Genomic DNA, 1,613 nt, shown 5'->3' with positions numbered 1-1,613 from the left:
CCATAAGCGTCCCTTCTCCCGAAGTTACGGGACCATTTTGCCGAGTTCCTTAACGAGAGTTATCCCGCGCGTCTTAGAATTCTCATCTCGCCTACCTGTGTCGGTTTGCGGTACTGGCGCCGACCTCCTCACTAGAGGCTTTTCTTGGCAGCGTGAAATCCGGTGCTTCGCCCTACGGGCTCCACGTCACAGCTCAACCTTGTGTGCCGGGCGGATTTGCCAACCCGACGGCCTCGCTGCTTGTCCGTGCACTTCCAGTCGCACGGTCACCTTATCCTTCTGCGTCCCCCCATCGTTCAAACGGTGGTACGGCGGTACAGGAATATCGACCTGTTGTCCATCGCCTACGCCTTTCGGCCTCGGCTTAGGTCCAGACTAACCCTGAGCGGACGAGCCTTCCTCAGGAAACCTTAGGCTTTCGACGGAGGGGATTCTCACCCCTCTTTTCGCTACTCACACCGGCATTCTCACTTCCAAGCGCTCCACGGCTCCTCACGATACCGCTTCACTGCTGCTTGGAACGCTCTCCTACCATCCCTTACGGGATCCATAGCTTCGGTGGTATGTTTAGCCCCGTTACATTTTCGGCGCGGCGCCACTCGACTAGTGAGCTATTACGCACTCTTTGAATGGTGGCTGCTTCTAAGCCAACATCCTAGTTGTCTGTGCAGCGCCACATCCTTTTCCACTTAACATACACTTGGGGACCTTAGCTGATGGTCTGGGCTGTTTCCCTCTCGACTACGGATCTTATCACTCGCAGTCTGACTCCCGAGTACAAGTTGCTGGCATTCGGAGTTTGACTGAATTCGGTAACCCTGTGGGGGCCCCTAGTCCAATCAGTGCTCTACCTCCAGAACTCTTCACCTCGAGGCTAGCCCTAAAGCTATTTCGGAGAGAACCAGCTATCTCCAGGTTCGATTGGCATTTCACCGCTACCCACACCTCATCCCCGCACTTTTCAACGTGCGTGGGTTCGGACCTCCAGTCAGTGTTACCTGACCTTCATCCTGGACATGGGTAGATCACCTGGTTTCGGGTCTACGACGACGGACTGATGCGCCCTGTTCAGACTCGCTTTCGCTGCGGCTCCGCCTCATCGGCTTAACCTCGCCCGCCATCGTAACTCGCCGGTTCATTCTACAAAAGGCACGCCATCACCCGTGAACGGGCTCTGACTACTTGTAGGCATACGGTTTCAGGATCTCTTTCACTCCCCTTCCGGGGTGCTTTTCACCTTTCCCTCACGGTACTGGTTCACTATCGGTCACTAGGAAGTATTTAGCCTTGGGAGATGGTCCTCCCGGATTCCGACGGGGTTTCACGTGTCCCGCCGTACTCAGGATCCACTCTGGAGGGGATGGGGTTTCGGCTACAGGGCCGTCACCTTCTCTGGCCGACCTTTCCAGGTCGTTCACCTACCCTATCCCTTTGTAACTCCGTGTAGAGTGTCCTACAACCCCAGGAAGCATGCTTCCTGGTTTGGGCTGTTCCCGTTTCGCTCGCCGCTACTCAGGGAATCGAATTTTCTTTCTCTTCCTCCGGGTACTTAGATGTTTCAGTTCCCCGGGTATGCCTCACGCCACGCTATGTATTCACGTGGGTGTCCCGCC

The 1,613-nt window shown here is 55.7% G+C and carries 1 rRNA gene (running past one end of the window); it reads right to left on the bottom strand.

Annotation, left to right across the window (positions count from 1 at the left end):
• Positions 1 to 1,613: ribosomal RNA gene (locus tag KNO61_RS17025) — 23S ribosomal RNA — on the bottom strand (its annotated part extends 1,256 nt beyond the left edge of the window); the annotation flags it as partial.

It is taken from the genome of Exiguobacterium sp. s140, assembly GCF_018617035.1.
Classification (GTDB): domain Bacteria; phylum Bacillota; class Bacilli; order Exiguobacteriales; family Exiguobacteriaceae; genus Exiguobacterium; species Exiguobacterium profundum.
This window is presented reverse-complemented; position numbering and strand designations above follow the sequence as displayed.